The following is a 15,198-nucleotide window of genomic DNA, read 5'->3' on the forward strand; positions in this document are numbered from 1 at the left end:
GAGCCCCGCATGAACGCCAAAGCCGTCCAGAACGCCAGCGATGCCTGGTATGCGAACACGAACGTCGAGAAGACCAGCCAGACCGACAACGAACGCATCAAGGACATCACCGTGCTGCCGCCTCCCGAACACCTGATCCGCTTCTTCCCGATCCGCGGAACGCCGGTCGAAACGCTGATCGGCGACACGCGCCGCCGCATCCACAACATCATGGCCGGCAAGGACGACCGGTTGCTGGTCATCATCGGGCCGTGCTCCATCCACGACCCGGCCGCGGCCGTCGAATACGCCCGCCGCCTGAAGGTGCAGCGCGACAAGTACGCAGGCACGCTGGAAATCGTCATGCGCGTGTACTTCGAGAAGCCGCGCACCACGGTGGGCTGGAAGGGCCTCATCAACGACCCGTACCTCGACGAGAGCTACCGCATCGACGAAGGCCTGCGCATCGCGCGCCAATTGCTCATCGAGATCAACCGTCTGGGCCTGCCGGCGGGCAGCGAGTTCCTCGACGTGATCTCCCCGCAGTACATCGGCGACCTGATCGCCTGGGGCGCGATCGGCGCGCGCACGACGGAGAGCCAGGTGCACCGCGAGCTGGCTTCTGGCCTGTCCGCACCCATCGGCTTCAAGAACGGTACCGACGGCAACATCAAGATCGCGACCGATGCGATCCAGGCGGCGGCCCGCGGTCATCACTTCCTGTCGGTCCACAAGAACGGCCAGGTGGCCATCGTGCAGACCAATGGCAATAAGGATTGCCACGTCATCCTGCGCGGCGGCAAGGCGCCCAACTATGACGCTGTCAGCGTCGCGGCCGCCTGCAAGGAACTGGAAGCGTCGAAGCTGCCGCCCACGCTGATGGTGGACTGCAGCCACGCCAACAGCAGCAAGCAGCACGAGCGGCAGGTCGACGTGGCGCGCGATATCGCAGCCCAGATCGCGGGCGGGTCACACGGCATCTTCGGCGTGATGGTGGAAAGCCACCTGAACGCCGGTGCGCAGAAATTCACACCAGGCAAGGATGACGCGTCGAAACTCGAACACGGCAAGAGCATCACCGACGCCTGCATCGGCTGGGACGACTCGCTGAAGGTGCTGGATGTACTGTCGGAAGCGGTGAAGACGCGCCGCGGCTGAAGCGCCGTCGCCCGTATTCAGATGAGCCGGGCGAGCTCTGGCCAGTGATGGCGCAGTTGCGCGGCTTCGTCACCCGCCGCGTCCATCATCGAGAAATCGGTGAAGTCGAAGCCCGGCGCGACCATGCAGGCGACCAGTGTGTAGCCGCTGAACATATGGTCATCCGATGCTCGCCGTGCGATCGGTTCGGCTGCCTGCCATTGGCCGGCGGGCACCACATGCTGGGGGCGCGTGCCGTGCACGTCGATCGGGCCGAGCCGCGCATGCGCCGGTGCGGTGCGGAACGCGGCATCTGCCGTCCACAGCGCCAGTGGCGCGCCCTCGAGATGCACCCACACCTCATCGGACAGGACGCGATGCCAGCGCGAATGCGTGCCGGCTTCGAGCAGGAAGTAGATGCTGGTGAGCGCGCTGCGGTCGGAGCGGCCGTCGCAGGGCGTCACCGAGGCGGGCGAGCGGAATGTTTCCCGGTACCAGCCGCCTTCCGGGTGCGGTTGCAACTCCAGCAACCCGATCAATTGCTGCGCGCGCGATGTCGCTTTGCCAGGCGGTGCAGTCATGTCGTGGCTGCCAGCGCGGCCAACAACTTCGCGTGGATGCCGCCGAATCCGCCGTTGCTCATGCACAGGACGTGATCGCCGGGTTTCGCGGCGGCTACCACCTGGGCGACCAGTGCGTCCACGTTGTCGGCCACCTGGGCACGCCGGCCCGGTCCGACGCCCATCGGCGCGAGAGCTTCTGCGGCATCCCAGCCGAGGCCGGCGGTATGACAGAACGCAAGATCTGCCGACTCCAGGCTCCAGGGCAACTGCGACTTCATGGTGCCCAGCTTCATTGTGTTGCTGCGCGGCTCGAACACGGCAAGGATGCGCGGTCCGTCGCCGAGCTTGCGGCGCAAGCCGTCGACCGTGGTGCGGATGGCCGTCGGGTGATGCGCGAAGTCGTCGTAGACCGTGACGCCGTTTACCACTCCGCGCACCTCCATGCGGCGCTTGACACTCTGGAAACCGGCCAGCGCGTGGGCGGCTTTCGAGGGCGCCACGCCGAGATGCTCTGCCGCCGAGATGGCTGCCAGCGCGTTCATCTGGTTGTGTGCGCCCGTGAGTGCCCACTGCACGCGACAGACTTTCTGGCCGGCTTTCAGCACGTCGAACGCGTCATGTGCCCCGTCAGCCTGCCAGCCGCCTTCGCTGCCGAAGAATTCCTTGCCACTCCAGCAACCCTGGGCCAGCACGCGTTTCAGGCTGTCCTCGGTGCCGTTCACCACCAGCCGCCCGGATGACGGCACGGTGCGCACGAGGTGATGGAACTGCCGCTCGATCGCCGCGAGATCGTCGAAGATGTCCGCGTGATCGAACTCGAGGTTGTTCAGGATCGCGGTGCGCGGCCTGTAGTGCACGAACTTGCTGCGCTTGTCGAAGAAGGCCGTGTCGTACTCGTCGGCCTCGATCACGAAGGCGGAGCCCTTGCCCAGCCGCGCCGACACGCCGAAATTCACCGGCACGCCGCCGACGAGAAAGCCTGGTTCGAGACCCGCGTGTTCCAGCACCCAGGCGAGCATCGCGGTTGTCGTGGTCTTGCCATGCGTGCCGGCGACAGCCAGCACATGGCGGCCATGAAGCACGTTCTCGGCCAGCCACTGCGGGCCGCTGGTGTAGCGGGCACCCGCTTCGAGGATGGCTTCCATCAACGGATAGCGGGGGTTGCCGCTGGCATCGCGTGCCCGCGAGACCACATTGCCGACCACGAAGACATCCGGTTCCAGGGCCATCTGTGATGCGTCATAGCCCTCGATGAGTTCGATGCCGAGGGCACGCAACTGGTCGCTCATCGGGGGATAGACGCCGGCGTCGCAACCGGTCACGCGATGGCCCGCTTCGCGGGCCAGGGCTGCGACGCCTCCCATGAACGTGCCGCAGATACCCAGGATATGAATGTGCATGGAGCGCGATTCTAGGTGCGTGGACGTTGCCTCCGACACGCTGGCGCGGGTATGCAAAGCAGGCAGAATCGCAGGCCATGGAGACGTACGACTCGCAGTTGCACGAGATCGCCGCGCAGGCCGCACGGCTGGTGGTGGAAGAGGGGCTGGAATACGGGCCCGCCAAGCGCCGCGCGGTCAAAGCCATGGGCCTGCCGCAACGTACGGCGCTGCCGGACAACGAGCTGGTGGAAGATGAAGTGCGCGGCTACATCACGCTTTTCTGTGCTGACACCCAGCCGGATGAGTTGGCAGCGTTGCGTCGCCTTGCCTTGCTGTGGATGGACCGGCTTGCGCAATTCCGTCCGTACTTGGGCGGCGCTGTCTGGCACGGCACGGCCACGCGGCTGTCGGATGTGTACATCCAGCTGTTCTGCGATGACCCGAAGTCGGCCGAACTGAGCCTGATCGATCATCATGTCGACTACGAGCCGCGGACTGTGACCGGCTTTCAGGGCGACACTGTGGAGGCGCTCAGCGTTCATGCGTTCAGCGAGGAACTTGGCGAGCACATCGGGGTTCATTTGCTCATCTACGATCTGGACGATTTGCGCGGAGCCCTGAAGCCGGACTCCAGAGGCCGGACCCCGCGCGGCAATTCTGCTGCGGTCGCAGCGCTTCTGCGGGAAAAGAAGGACGATGAGCGATAAAAAGGAAAAAATGACGGCGAATGATGACGTCAGGTCGTTACCGCAGGCAGGGCGACGGAACTGGCTAGTGACCGGGGTCGGCGCTGCCGCAGTGCTTGCCGGGGCCGGCTTCGGCTGGTGGCGGTTGCAGCCGCATGGCTTGCCCGGCGATGAAGTGCCCCAGCTTTGGGGGTTGAAGTTCGACAAGCCGGGGGGCGGTGAGCTGGCAATGGCGTCTTTCCGGGGCAAGCCCCTGATCGTCAATTTCTGGGCGACCTGGTGTCCACCTTGTGTCGAAGAGCTCCCGATGTTGGAGCGCTTCTTTCAACAAAATGTGTCGAACGGTTGGCAAGTTGTCGGGCTGGCGATCGATCAGCCCAGTGCGGTGGCGAAATTCCTCCAGCGCATGCCCCTGACATTTCCAATGGGCCTGGCAGGCATGGACGGCACGGATCTGGGTAAATCGCTGGGAAATCTGACTGGTGGTCTGCCCTTCACGGTCATGATCGACCCGGCTGGCCGGGTAATCAAGCGTAAAATGGGCAAGCTCGAGCCTGTCGATCTGACTGAGCTGGTCTCTGGGAATGCATGAAAGCCGGTGGAATGACTGGCGGCATCCATGTCAACGAGTTCATGTCAGATAATAAAAAATAAATGCAAAATGACCGGATTTGACCTGTTTTAAGGTTAAATTCCCGGCTTATTGCTGTCGTTGGAGATTTTATGGATTTGCGCAAACTCAAGACCTTGATCGATCTGGTCTCCGAGTCCAATGTATCGGAGCTCGAGATCACGGAAGCCGAAGGCAAGGTCCGCATCGTCAAGGGCGGCATCGCGCCGGTACAGATGGCGGCTCCCATGATGGCTCCTCAGATGGCAGTCAGCGCTCCGGCGGCGGGTCCTGCGGCCGCAGCTGCACCTGTGCCCGTCGCTGCGCCTGCCGCAGAAACCGGTCATGCCGTGAAGTCCCCGATGGTGGGCACGTTCTATCGCTCTTCCAGCCCGGGCGCAGCGCCTTTCATCGAGATCGGTGCACAGGTCAAGGAAGGCGACACGCTCTGCATCATCGAAGCCATGAAGATCCTCAACGAGATCGAGGCTGACAAGTCCGGTACCGTGACGAAGGCGCTGGTCGAGAACGGCCAGGCCGTGGAGTACGGACAGCCCCTGTTCGTGATCGAGTGATTTCCGTTCCGCGATAAAGGCCAAAGCGCTTCATGTTCAAGAAAATCCTTGTCGCCAACCGTGGCGAGATCGCGTTGCGGATCCAGCGCGCCTGCCGCGAGCTCGGCATCAAGGCGGTCATGGTCTATTCAGAGGCCGACCGCGAAGCCAAGTACGTCAAGCTGGCCGAAGAGGCTGTCTGCATCGGTCCGGCGCCGTCGTCGGCGAGCTACCTCAACATGCCGGCCATCATTTCTGCGGCTGAGGTGACCGACGCCGAAGCGATCCACCCCGGTTACGGCTTCCTCTCCGAGAACGCCGACTTTGCCGAGCGCGTGGAAAAGAGCGGCTTCCAGTTCATCGGCCCGACGCCCGAATCCATCCGCATCATGGGCGACAAGGTGTCGGCCAAGCAGGCCATGATCAAGGCTGGCGTGCCCTGCGTGCCCGGTTCGGAAGGTGAGCTGCCGGACGATCCCGCGACCATCCGCCGCATTGCGCGCACCGTCGGCTATCCGGTGATCATCAAGGCCGCAGGCGGTGGCGGCGGTCGCGGCATGCGCGTGGTCCACACCGAAGCGGCGCTGGTCAATGCAGTGCAGATGACCAAGGCCGAGGCGCAGGCCGCCTTCAACAATCCGTCGGTCTACATGGAGAAATTCCTCCAGAACCCGCGCCACATCGAGATCCAGGTGCTGGCCGACAAGCACAAGAACGCCGTGTACCTCGGCGAGCGTGACTGCTCCATGCAACGCCGCCACCAGAAGGTGATCGAGGAAGCACCGGCACCGGGCATTCCCCGCAAGCTGATCGAGAAGATCGGCGAGCGCTGCGCGGCCGCCTGCAAGCGCATCGGTTACCGCGGTGCCGGCACGTTCGAATTCCTCTACGAAAACGGCGAGTTCTACTTCATCGAGATGAACACGCGCGTGCAGGTGGAGCATCCGGTGACCGAACTGGTCACGGGGATCGACATCGTGAAGACGCAGATCATGGTTGCTGCAGGGGAGAAGCTGCCGTTCACGCAGCGCCAGATCCCGCTGCAGGGCCATGCCATCGAGTGCCGCGTCAACGCCGAAGACCCGTACAAGTTCACGCCGTCGCCCGGCCGCATCACCATGTGGCACGCACCCGGCGGGCCGGGCGTACGCGTCGATTCGCACGTGTACACCAACTACTTCGTGCCGCCGAACTACGACTCGATGATCGGCAAGATCATCGTTCACGGTGACACGCGGGAAGAAGCGCTGGCGCGCATGCGCACCGCGCTGCTCGAGACCGTGGTGGAAGGCATCCAGACCAATATCCCGTTGCACCGTGAATTGATGGTGGACGCCAAATTCATGGCTGGCGGTACCAACATCCACTATCTCGAGGAGTGGCTCGGCGCCCACAAGCGTTGAGCTTCCGGATGTTCGAGCTGAGCCTGATGTGCCCGGAGGACCGGGTCGAGACATTGAGCGATGCGCTCGAAGCCCTGGACGCACTGAGTGTGTCGGTGGAAGACGCCGACGCACAGACGGACGCCGAGCGCGCCCTGTTCGGCGAACCCGGCATGCCTGCGCCCGCAGGCGGCTGGCAGCGGTCCCGTGTGCTGGCCCTGTTCCCCGCGGAAGCAGTGGCGGACGAAGCCGCGCAACTTCTTTCTGCGCAGGATTTCTTTGAAGGCTGCCGCGTGCTGGGCATCCAGGCCGTGCCTGACCAGGACTGGGTGCGCCTGACGCAAAGCCAGTTCGAGCCGGTCGAGATCACGCCTGAATTCTGGATCGTGCCCACGTGGCACGAGCCCCCGGCGGCTGCGCGGCAGATCATCCGGCTCGATCCCGGTCTGGCATTCGGCACCGGCACGCATCCGACGACCCGCATGTGCCTTCGATGGATTGCACGGAACCCGCAGCCGGGGCAACGCGTTCTGGACTATGGTTGCGGGTCCGGCATCCTGGCGATCGGTGCAGCGCGTTATGGCGCGACGGAGATCGACGCAGTGGACATCGACCCCGCAGCCGTCGAGTCGACGGTGCAGAACGCCGAGGCGAACGGCGTGACGCTGAATGCGGGCCTGCCCGAACTCGCACAAGGAACCTATCCGCTCGTGCTGGCCAATATCCTGGCCACGCCGCTCAAGGTGCTGGCGCCGTTGCTGTGCGCGTACGTGACACGTGGCGGCAACCTTGTGCTCGCAGGTATCCTGGAGCGTCAGGCTGACGAACTGAAGGCGGCGTACGCACCCTACGCAAAGCTGGACGTGGCCGACAGCGAGGATGGCTGGATCCTCATGACGGCGCGCGTCTAGCTGTGAAGGTCCAATAGGTTGTTTGTGTTCATCTGAATTGAGTTTGAGAGACTGGGAATTACCACACCCCCAGGACTTTCAAGGAACTCAACCAGATGAACATTCATAAGAATGCCCGACTTACGCTGGCGCGTCGAATCGAAATGGTTCAAGACATCACGATGGGAGGCCTGAGCGCCTGTGCCGCTGCACAAGCGCACGGTGTGAGCGCACCTACAGCGCGCAAATGGCTGGGCCGCTACCTGGCCTTGGGCGATGCAGGTTTGACTGATGCCTCTTCGAGGCCCGCGCGTTCGCCGCGTCGCATCGAACCGGCCAAGGCGCTGGCGGTGGTGGAAATGCGCCATAAGCGGCTCACGCAGGCCCGCATTGCCACAGCGCTGGGCCTGTCCAGGAGCACCGTCGGGCGGGTTCTGGCGCGCGCAGGCCTGTCTCGGCTGGCAGACCTGCAGCCAGCCGAGCCGGTGGTGCGCTACGAGCATGCGGCCCCTGGCGACTTGCTGCACATCGACACCAAGAAGCTGGGGCGCATCGTGCGGCCCAGCCATCGGGTAACGGGCAACCGAAAGGACAGCGTCGATGGAGCGGGCTGGGAAATGCTGTTCGTGGCCATTGATGACCATGCCCGCATTGCCTTCACTGACTCCATGCTGACGAGAAGGCGCCCAACGCGGTGCAGTTCCTGCGCAACGCACATGCCTACTACGCCAGCCTGGGAGTGCGCATCCAACGCTTGCTGACCGACAACGGATCGGCCTTCCGATCACGAGACTTCGCGCTGGCCTGCCGAGAGCTGGGCATACGCCACCGATTCACCCGCCCGTACCGGCCACAAACCAACGGCAAGGCAGAGCGATTCATCCAGTCGGCCTTGCGCGAGTGGGCGTATGGATTTACCTATCAGAACTCCAGTGAGCGCACCGCCGCACTGGACCACTGGAATCACCACTACAACTGGCACCGCCCACATCAAGGCATCGGCGGTGCCTCTCCCATGTCCAGACTCAAGCGGTCACGAAACAACCTCTTGACTCTTCACATCTAGCGCGCTGGCGGCGCGCCCCTACAATCGTGCGGTCATGAGCCTGATCACACGCTGCCCTGCCTGCGGGACGATGTTCAAAGTCGTACCCGACCAGCTCAGGATTTCCGATGGCTGGGTGCGCTGCGGGCACTGCGCCGAGGTGTTCGATGCGCCTGCGCATCTTCATGATCCGTCGGCCCCGCCACCCGCCGTGCAGGAACACGCGCCTGAGCCGTTCGAGGCCATGCATGAGCAGCCGGACCCGGTGCCCATGGAGTTCGTGGAGCAGCCATACACCGGGCTTGCACACATGGATCCCGACGCTGCGCAAGATGCAGCTGCTGCCGAAGACGACATCGTGGTTATCGACGAAAGCCTTGCTCCTTCACAGGATCCGGCATCGTGGACTGACACACGCGTGTTGCCGGTGGACCAGTCCGTCAACGCCGACGACCCGCCGGAGATGCGGGAACTGGCTGCCCGCACGCTCGGTGTCGAGGACGACGAGCCCGAGGCCCCGGTCGTGACACCGTCGTTCGTGAAACAGGCCGATCGCAGGGCGTTCTGGCGAAAGCCGTGGGTGCGCATACTGCTCACGCTGATCGTCCTGTTGCTGACCGGCGCGCTCGCGCTTCAGGCGGCGTATCAGGAGCGCGACCGCATCGCGGCGCAATGGCCCCAGACGCGACCCGCACTCGCGAAGATGTGCGAACTGCTGCAGTGCGAAATCTCCGCACTTCGCAAGATCGAATCGGTCGCGATCGAAGGCTCGTCGTTCACGCGCCTGCGCCCGGATGCGTATCGCCTGAACATCGTGCTGAAGAACAATGCGCCGATGGATGTCGCGATGCCGTCGGTGGAGCTCACGCTCACAGACACGCAGGACGGCGCCGTGGTCCGCCGCGTGCTTACCCCCGCCGACATGGGCGCTTCTTCGACGCTTGCGGCCGGTGCCGAATGGAACGGCAACATTCCGATCGCTGTTTCCGCAGCGGGCGGTGCAGCGCGCGTGGCAGGCTATCGCGTACTCGCTTTCTATCCTTGAGACTTTTGTATGGCAGCAATCATCTGTGGCTCCCTGGCTTTCGACACGATCATGACTTTCGAGGGCCGGTTTGCCGAGCAGATCATGCCGGACCAGCTGCACATCCTGAACGTCTCGTTCCTCGTGCCGGCGCTGCGCCGTGACTTCGGTGGATGCGCCGGCAACATTGCCTACAGCCTCAAGGCCCTGGGCGGCGATCCGCTGCCGATGGCCACGGTCGGGAGCGATGGGCCCGAGTACATCGCGCGGTTGAAGACGCTCGGCATCGATGCGTCGTATGTGCGCGAGGTGAGCGACACGTACACCGCGCAGGCCATGATCATGACCGACCGCGACAACAACCAGATCACCGCATTCCACCCCGGCGCGATGACGCAGGCGCATGTGACGCGGATCGAGGCGCGGCCCGACGTGAAGCTGGGCATCATCTCGCCCGACGGACGCGACGCGATGCTCCAGCATGCCGACCAGTTCAAGGCCGCCGGCATTCCCTTCGTGTTCGATCCGGGTCAGGGGCTTCCGATGTTCGACGGCAAGGACCTTGCCGCTTTCATCGACAAGGCGAGCTGGGTCACGGTCAACGACTACGAAGGCAAGATGCTGAGCGAGCGCACCGGCTGGGACAGCGCGACCATCTCGCGCAAGGTGAAGGGGCTTGTCGTCACGCTGGGTGCCGAGGGCTGCGAGGTCTGGATCGACGGTGTGTGCACGGTGGTGCCGCCGGTCAAACCTGATGCTGTGGTCGATCCGACCGGATGCGGGGATGCCTGGCGCGGCGCGCTGCTGTTCGGGCTGGAACGCGGATGGTCGCTCGAGCGTTGTGCGGAACTGGGCAACAAGGTCGGCGCCATCAAGATCGCGCAACGCGGCCCGCAGAACTACACGCTCGATCGTCAGGCATGAAAAAAGCCCGGGGCCTTGCGGCTCCGGGCTTGCAGGACGCAAAGCGCCTTGCTTACGGCTTGCTGGCCGTGGGGAACGGCCAGGCTGCTTGCGGATTCAGAGTGGTCTGAGCCGCAGGGGCAGCTACCGCGGGGGCGGCTGCCTTGGCAGCAGGTGCTTTCGCAGCTTTCTTCGCAGCCGGCTTCTTGGCTGCTTTCTTGGCTGCGGGCTTTTTCTTCGCAGCGGGCTTCTTCGCAGCAGCCTTCTTGGCTACCTTCTTGGCAGCGGCCTTTTTCGCCGGAGCCTTCTTGGCAGCAACCTTCTTCGCAGCCGGCTTCTTGGCGGCTACCTTCTTGGCAGCAACCTTCTTTGCCGGAGCCTTCTTGGCAGCGGCCTTCTTCGCCGGAGCCTTCTTCGCGGCTACCTTCTTGGCGGCCGGCTTCTTTGCTGCGACTTTCTTAGCAGCGGGTTTCTTCGCGGCGGCCTTCTTGGCCGGAGCTTTCTTTGCAGTTGCCATTTCTTTCTCCTTGATCAAGTTGAAAAATCAACTAGGTGAAGCGCTTCACGCCTGTTGGGGGCTCGAAGCGATCCATGGTGTTGGGACAACGCCCAGCACCATGAACACGGGAACAAGCGCCGCTTCGCGCTCTATGGCGCGATGGACGGTGCTTGTGAATCTTGACGACATTGTTCTTGTTGAAAGGTCAATCCCAGGAGAGCGCGCCGCCCGACTGATACTCGATCACGCGGGTCTCGAAGAAGTTGCGCTCTTTCTTCAGGTCGATCATTTCACTCATCCACGGGAACGGATTCTCCTCGTTCGGGAAGAGTGCTTCAAGACCAATCTGCGTCGCGCGCCGGTTGGCGATGTAGCGCAGGTAGCCCTTGAACATGGAGGCATTGAGGCCCAGCACGCCACGCGGCATGGTGTCCTCGGCATAACGGTACTCGAGATCGACGGCCTTCTGGAACAGTGCCTTGATCTCGGCCTTGAACTCGGCGGTCCACAGGTGCGGGTTCTCGAGCTTGAGCTGGTTGATCAGGTCGATGCCGAAGTTGCAGTGCATCGACTCGTCACGCAGGATGTACTGGTACTGCTCGGCAGCACCGGTCATCTTGTTCTGGCGACCCAGCGCGAGGATCTGCGTGAAGCCGACATAGAAGAACAGGCCTTCCATCAGGCAGGCGAAGACGATCAGCGACTTCAGCAGTGTCTGGTCGGTCTCGGGCGTGCCGGTGTGGAAGTTCGGGTCCATGATCGCCTCGATGAAGGGGATCAGGAACTCGTCCTTGTCGCGGATCGACTGGACTTCGTTGTACGCGTTGAAGATCTCGGACTCGTCGAGGCCGAGTGACTCTACGATGTACTGGTAAGCGTGCGTGTGGATCGCTTCCTCGAATGCCTGGCGCAGCAGGAACTGGCGGCACTCGGGGGCGGTGATGTGGCGATAGGTGCCCAGCACGATGTTGTTGGCGGCCAGCGAATCGGCGGTCACGAAGAAGCCGAGGTTGCGCTTGACGATGCGACGCTCGTCTTCGGTCAGGCCGTTCGGATCTTTCCACAGCGCGATGTCGCGCGTCATGTTCACTTCCTGCGGCATCCAGTGGTTGGCGCAGGTGGCGAGATACTTTTCCCAAGCCCACTTGTACTTGAATGGCACGAGCTGGTTGACGTCGGTCTGCGCGTTGATGATGCGCTTGTCGGCCGCGCGCACGCGACGATGGTCACCGAGCTTGGTCGTGGCTTGCGTCGGCGCAGCAATGGTCGCGCCATCGTTCAGCGTGCGCACTGCAGGCTGCGAAGAAACGGTCTGGAGGGTAGGGGACGCCTGCGGGAGAGGCGGATACTCCGCCGTGCGGTTGCTGGTTGAACCGCTGGCGGGTGACTGTTGCAGTCCTTGTGATGAGGGCTTGACTTCTTCGTCCCAGGTCAGCATAGGCATTCCAATGTTTCAAATTATCCGGGCATCGCTGTGAATTGAAAAGTGTTCATTCACATCGGGCCCGGATTGTGTTGCTGTATTGCATCGAACGATTCACGTTGTGTGATGCATTGCGTGTTTGCTTCGCTGGCTGTTTTACTGGCAGGCTTCGCAGGTCGGGTCATCGACGCCGCAGAACTTGATGTCGGTTGCGGGCGTTGCGCTCATCTGTTCGCGTGCGGCGGCCGCAGCCGCTTCGAGTGCGCTCATGCGCGGTGCTGCGGCTGCAGACGAGGAGTCGCTGCCCGACGACACGGCATTGAGTCGACCCGACTGCACCGTGGACTTTTCCGCATGCGTCGCGCTGATGGTGCGCAGGTAGTACGTGGTCTTCAGACCGCGCGTCCATGCGAGCTTGTAGGTGTCGTCGAGCTTCTTGCCCGATGCGCCGGCCATGTAGATGTTCAGGCTCTGCGCCTGGTCGATCCACTTCTGGCGACGCGACGCGGCTTCCACCAACCACACCGGCTCCACTTCGAACGCGGTTGCGTAGAGCGCTTTCACTTCCTGCGGCACGCGGTCGATCGGACGCAGCGAGCCGTCGAAGTGCTTGAGGTCCATGACCATCACGTCGTCCCACAGGCCCAGGCGCTTGAGGTCACGCACCAGATAGTGGTTGATCACGGTGAACTCGCCGGACAGGTTCGACTTGACCGACAGGTTGCCGAAGCACGGCTCGATGGAGGCGTCGACGCCGATGATGTTGGAGATGGTTGCCGTCGGGGCGATGGCCACGCAGTTGGAGTTGCGCATGCCGTCGGTGGCGATCTTCTTGCGCAGTGCATCCCAATCCAGCGTGGACGAGCGGTCCACTTCGACATAGCCGCCGCGGGCCTGGCTCAGCAGGTCCAGCGTGTCGCAGGGAAGGATGCCCTTGTCCCACAGCGATCCCTTGTAGCTGGAGTACTTGCCGCGTTCCTTGGCCAGTTCGGTCGAGGCCCAGTAGGCGTAGTAGCAGATCGCTTCCATCGACTTGTCGGCGAACTCGACAGCTTCCTGGCTGGCGTAGGGGATGCGCAATTCATACAGCGAGTCCTGGAAGGCCATGACGCCCATGCCCACCGGACGGTGGCGCATGTTGGAGTCGCGCGCCTTCTTGACGGCGTAGTAGTTGATGTCGATCACGTTGTCGAGCATGCGCATCGCGACCTTGATGGTCTTCTTGAGCTTCTCGTGGTCGACGCCGCCATCCTTCAAGTGCTGCAGCAGGTTCACGGAACCCAGGTTGCAGACCGCGGTTTCGGTGTCGCTGGTGTTGAGCGTGATCTCGGTGCACAGGTTGGACGAGTGCACGACGCCCACATGCTGCTGGGGCGAGCGCACGTTGCAGGCGTCCTTGAAGGTGATCCAGGGATGGCCGGTTTCGAACAGCATCGAGAGCATCTTGCGCCACATGTCGGTGGCCTGCACCGTTTTGTAGGGCTTGATCTCGCCGCGCTTTGCCTTCTCTTCGTAGGCCACGTAGGCCTTTTCGAATTCGGCACCGAACAGGTCGTGCAGGTCGGGCACGTTGGAGGGGGAGAACAGCGTCCACTCGCCCTTTTCCATCACGCGGCGCATGAACAGGTCGGGAATCCAGTTCGCGGTGTTCATGTCGTGCGTGCGGCGGCGGTCGTCGCCGGTGTTCTTGCGCAGTTCGAGGAATTCCTCGATGTCCAGGTGCCACGATTCGAGGTATGTGCAGACAGCGCCCTTGCGCTTGCCGCCCTGGTTCACGGCCACGGCCGTGTCGTTGACCACCTTCAGGAACGGCACGACGCCTTGCGATTCGCCGTTGGTGCCCTTGATGTGCGAGCCCAGCGCGCGGACACGCGTCCAGTCGTTGCCCAGACCACCGGCGAACTTGGACAGCAGCGCGTTTTCCTTGATGGACTCGTAAATGCCGTCCAGATCGTCGGGCACGGTGGTGAGGTAGCACGACGAGAGCTGCGAGCGCAGCGTGCCGCTGTTGAACAGCGTGGGCGTGGACGACATGAAGTCGAACGACGACAGCACTTCATAGAACTCGATGGCGCGGGCTTCGCGGTCGATCTCGTTGAGCGCCAGACCCATGGCCACGCGCATGAAGAAAGCCTGCGGCAGTTCGATGCGCGTCTTGCGCACGTGCAGGAAGTAGCGGTCGTACAGCGTCTGCAGGCCGAGGTAGTCGAACTTCAGGTCGCGGTCGGACTTGAGCGCGGCGCCCAGACGGTTCAGGTCGTACTGGAGCAGCCTCTCGTCGAGCAGTTCGTTCTCGACACCCTTCTTGATGAATTGCGGGAAGTAGTCGGCGTAGGCCTGCGCCATGTCGGCCGGCTGCACTTCGCGGCCGATGATCTCCTTGAAGATCGTGTGCAGCAGCAGGCGGGCGGTGACGTAGGTGTAGTCAGGATCTTTCTCGATCAGCGTGCGCGCGGCCAGGATGGACGCCTTGTAGACCTCGTCCACCGGCACGCCGTCGTAGAGGTTGCGCATGGTCTCGGCCATGATGGGATCGGGACGGACATCGGCGCCGAGATTGGCGCAGGACGATTCGATCAGGCGCTGCAACTGGCCCAGGTCGAGCGGTACGCGCTGGCCGCCGTCGATCACATGCAGTGCGGGCGCGGCCGGCACTTCCTGCACGGTGGACTTGCGCTCCTGCGCGCGGCGCTCGCGGTACAGCACGTAGGCGCGGGCGATCTCGTGGTGGCCGCCACGCATGAGGCCGAGTTCGACCTGGTCCTGCACGTCTTCGATATGGAAGGTGCCGCCGCCCGGGCGCGAACGCACCAGCGCGCGGACCACCGCCTGCGACAGGTTGTCCACCACTTCACGCACGCTGGCGGACGCAGCGCCCTGCGTGCCATGCACGGCAAGAAACGCCTTCATCATGGCGATGGCAATCTTGTTCGGCTCGAACGGCACCACGGCACCATTGCGGCGGATGATCTGGTAATGCGCCAGCGGGTTGCTGGCGGGCTGGCCTGCCGTGTCGGTGTGCTGGGCCGGCACCATGCCGGCGGAAGGGGTGGGCGTGTTCAAAGCGACTTGCATTGCTTCCTCTTTCGTTCGCGAATTCTTGTTGATGTGCCGGCTGGCG

At 63.2% G+C, this 15,198-nt stretch carries 13 protein-coding genes and 1 pseudogene; 9 read left to right on the forward strand and 5 right to left on the reverse strand.

What is annotated here, in order from left to right; all coding sequences use genetic code 11:
- The first annotated feature begins 9 nt into the window (after positions 1 to 9).
- Entirely contained in the window at positions 10 to 1,137 is a 1,128-nt protein-coding gene (locus ACO2Q9_RS13795) for a 3-deoxy-7-phosphoheptulonate synthase (RefSeq protein WP_423312309.1), read from the forward strand.
- A gap of 17 nt (positions 1,138 to 1,154) precedes the next feature.
- Here the strand turns inward: ACO2Q9_RS13795 and ACO2Q9_RS13800 are convergent, their stop codons facing one another.
- Both ACO2Q9_RS13800 and mpl read right to left on the reverse strand, forming a co-directional pair.
- Positions 1,155 to 1,697, reverse strand: a complete 543-nt coding sequence (locus ACO2Q9_RS13800) for a cupin domain-containing protein (RefSeq protein WP_423312311.1) — start codon at positions 1,695 to 1,697, stop codon at positions 1,155 to 1,157.
- Entirely contained in the window at positions 1,694 to 3,079 is a 1,386-nt protein-coding gene (mpl, locus tag ACO2Q9_RS13805; protein WP_423312313.1) for a UDP-N-acetylmuramate:L-alanyl-gamma-D-glutamyl-meso-diaminopimelate ligase, read from the reverse strand. The genes ACO2Q9_RS13800 and mpl overlap by 4 nt, the downstream gene beginning before the upstream one ends.
- A gap of 77 nt (positions 3,080 to 3,156) precedes the next feature.
- On the opposite strand from mpl, the gene ACO2Q9_RS13810 reads away from it, so the two are divergent.
- The 8 genes and pseudogenes from ACO2Q9_RS13810 (at position 3,157) to ACO2Q9_RS13845 (ending at position 10,176) form a co-directional block, all read left to right on the forward strand.
- Positions 3,157 to 3,768: a hypothetical protein gene (locus ACO2Q9_RS13810; RefSeq protein WP_423312315.1), complete on the forward strand. Its 612-nt coding sequence runs from the start codon at positions 3,157 to 3,159 to the stop codon at positions 3,766 to 3,768.
- A complete protein-coding gene (locus ACO2Q9_RS13815; RefSeq protein WP_423312317.1) occupies positions 3,758 to 4,339 on the forward strand; it encodes a TlpA family protein disulfide reductase in 582 nt (193 codons plus the stop codon). Before ACO2Q9_RS13810 ends, ACO2Q9_RS13815 begins: the two co-directional genes overlap by 11 nt.
- A 131-nt stretch (positions 4,340 to 4,470) precedes the next feature.
- On the forward strand, positions 4,471 to 4,932 hold the full coding sequence (gene accB, locus ACO2Q9_RS13820) for an acetyl-CoA carboxylase biotin carboxyl carrier protein (protein WP_423312319.1): 462 nt from the start codon (positions 4,471 to 4,473) through the stop codon (positions 4,930 to 4,932).
- Between the two features lie 32 nt (positions 4,933 to 4,964).
- The gene (gene accC / locus ACO2Q9_RS13825) at positions 4,965 to 6,314 is read left to right on the forward strand and encodes an acetyl-CoA carboxylase biotin carboxylase subunit (RefSeq protein ID WP_423312321.1); all 1,350 of its coding nucleotides are present in this window, start codon (positions 4,965 to 4,967) and stop codon (positions 6,312 to 6,314) included.
- An 8-nt stretch (positions 6,315 to 6,322) separates the two neighbouring features.
- Positions 6,323 to 7,204 carry a 50S ribosomal protein L11 methyltransferase gene (prmA, locus tag ACO2Q9_RS13830; RefSeq protein ID WP_423312323.1) on the forward strand — a complete coding sequence of 294 codons (882 nt, stop codon included), beginning with the start codon at positions 6,323 to 6,325 and terminating at the stop codon, positions 7,202 to 7,204.
- A gap of 95 nt (positions 7,205 to 7,299) precedes the next feature.
- Positions 7,300 to 8,249, forward strand: a pseudogene (locus ACO2Q9_RS13835) (IS481 family transposase).
- Positions 8,250 to 8,283: 34 nt separating this feature from the next.
- Complete coding sequence (locus ACO2Q9_RS13840; protein ID WP_423312325.1) at positions 8,284 to 9,273, forward strand: DUF3426 domain-containing protein; 990 nt, start codon at positions 8,284 to 8,286, stop codon at positions 9,271 to 9,273.
- A gap of 9 nt (positions 9,274 to 9,282) precedes the next feature.
- Positions 9,283 to 10,176, forward strand: coding sequence for a carbohydrate kinase family protein (locus tag ACO2Q9_RS13845; RefSeq protein WP_423312327.1), 894 nt, complete (start codon positions 9,283 to 9,285; stop codon positions 10,174 to 10,176).
- 52 nt (positions 10,177 to 10,228) lie between these two features.
- Here ACO2Q9_RS13845 and ACO2Q9_RS13850 read toward each other — a convergent pair whose 3' ends face one another.
- The 3 genes from ACO2Q9_RS13850 to ACO2Q9_RS13860 form a co-directional block, all read right to left on the reverse strand.
- The gene (locus ACO2Q9_RS13850; RefSeq protein ID WP_423312329.1) at positions 10,229 to 10,672 is read right to left on the reverse strand and encodes a histone H1-like DNA-binding protein; all 444 of its coding nucleotides are present in this window, start codon (positions 10,670 to 10,672) and stop codon (positions 10,229 to 10,231) included.
- Positions 10,673 to 10,859: 187 nt separating this feature from the next.
- Complete coding sequence (locus ACO2Q9_RS13855; RefSeq protein ID WP_423312491.1) at positions 10,860 to 12,092, reverse strand: ribonucleotide-diphosphate reductase subunit beta; 1,233 nt, start codon at positions 12,090 to 12,092, stop codon at positions 10,860 to 10,862.
- Positions 12,093 to 12,233: 141 nt separating this feature from the next.
- Entirely contained in the window at positions 12,234 to 15,152 is a 2,919-nt protein-coding gene (locus tag ACO2Q9_RS13860; RefSeq protein ID WP_423312331.1) for a ribonucleoside-diphosphate reductase subunit alpha, read from the reverse strand.
- Positions 15,153 to 15,198 lie beyond the last annotated feature (46 nt).

The organism is Variovorax sp. VNK109 (assembly GCF_049445855.1).
Lineage (GTDB): Bacteria > Pseudomonadota > Gammaproteobacteria > Burkholderiales > Burkholderiaceae_C > JAGOCV01.

Coding starts and splice junctions, on each gene's coding strand:
- ACO2Q9_RS13795 (WP_423312309.1), top strand. CDS start 10: ATGAACGCCAAAGCCGTCCAGAACGCCAGCGATGCCTGGTATGCGAAC.
- ACO2Q9_RS13800 (WP_423312311.1), bottom strand. CDS start 1,697: ATGACTGCACCGCCTGGCAAAGCGACATCGCGCGCGCAGCAATTGATC.
- mpl (WP_423312313.1), bottom strand. CDS start 3,079: ATGCACATTCATATCCTGGGTATCTGCGGCACGTTCATGGGAGGCGTC.
- ACO2Q9_RS13810 (WP_423312315.1), top strand. CDS start 3,157: ATGGAGACGTACGACTCGCAGTTGCACGAGATCGCCGCGCAGGCCGCA.
- ACO2Q9_RS13815 (WP_423312317.1), top strand. CDS start 3,758: ATGAGCGATAAAAAGGAAAAAATGACGGCGAATGATGACGTCAGGTCG.
- accB (WP_423312319.1), top strand. CDS start 4,471: ATGGATTTGCGCAAACTCAAGACCTTGATCGATCTGGTCTCCGAGTCC.
- accC (WP_423312321.1), top strand. CDS start 4,965: ATGTTCAAGAAAATCCTTGTCGCCAACCGTGGCGAGATCGCGTTGCGG.
- prmA (WP_423312323.1), top strand. CDS start 6,323: ATGTTCGAGCTGAGCCTGATGTGCCCGGAGGACCGGGTCGAGACATTG.
- ACO2Q9_RS13840 (WP_423312325.1), top strand. CDS start 8,284: ATGAGCCTGATCACACGCTGCCCTGCCTGCGGGACGATGTTCAAAGTC.
- ACO2Q9_RS13845 (WP_423312327.1), top strand. CDS start 9,283: ATGGCAGCAATCATCTGTGGCTCCCTGGCTTTCGACACGATCATGACT.
- ACO2Q9_RS13850 (WP_423312329.1), bottom strand. CDS start 10,672: ATGGCAACTGCAAAGAAAGCTCCGGCCAAGAAGGCCGCCGCGAAGAAA.
- ACO2Q9_RS13855 (WP_423312491.1), bottom strand. CDS start 12,092: ATGCTGACCTGGGACGAAGAAGTCAAGCCCTCATCACAAGGACTGCAA.
- ACO2Q9_RS13860 (WP_423312331.1), bottom strand. CDS start 15,152: ATGCAAGTCGCTTTGAACACGCCCACCCCTTCCGCCGGCATGGTGCCG.